1 protein-coding gene is annotated in these 671 nt (G+C 49.0%); it reads right to left on the bottom strand.

From position 1 onward, the window contains the following. Window positions 1–671: IS3 family transposase (locus H6A25_RS12515; protein WP_204752450.1), on the bottom strand; the 671-nt coding region annotated here is incomplete at both ends.

A 671-nucleotide genomic window follows, 5' to 3' on the forward strand; every position in this document is an offset into this window, starting at 1 on the left:
GCGGAGAGGCGTCGCGCCAGCGGCGCCTCTCCCGTTTTTAGCTGAATGCGCTCATGGTTGTAGAAGTGAATATAGCGGTCAATCATCTCGTTGGCCTCTGAGAATGTAGCTGGTTTGTGGCGGTAGATGCATTCTGTTTTGAGAATGGAGAAGAAATTCTCCGCCATTGCATTATCATATGGGTTTCCTCGTCTTGACATAGACGGTGTAATGCCGTATGTTTGAGTCAGCTCAAAATATGCTTGCGAGGCGTATTGAGCACCCTGGTCGCTGTGGAGGCGGAGCTCCGCAGCGGCCCTCTTTTTCTCCTGCTTCATCGCCAGATGAATGGTGTCCAGAACCAGATTCACTGTTTGTTCCGTTCCGGTTTTGTAGGCTACAATGTAATTGTCGTAGAGATCGCGGATCATGGACAGGTATAGTACGCCCTGCCTGGTATGGATATAGGAGATATCCGTTACCCATTTTCTGTTGGGCTTATCCGCATGAAACTCCCTGTTGAGCAGATTCTTATACTTGTGTACCTGCTGTCCCATCTGCTTCCATTTCCTGCGTCGGCGGATTTCAGACAGCAGATCATACTTTTTCATAATCCGCAGCACGGTTTTCGGATTACAGAAAATATTCTGGCTTTTTAACCACAGCCACATCCGCCGATAACCGTAGGTGCG

It is taken from the genome of Intestinimonas butyriciproducens (genome assembly GCF_016901775.1).
Lineage (GTDB): Bacteria > Bacillota > Clostridia > Oscillospirales > Butyricicoccaceae > Pseudobutyricicoccus.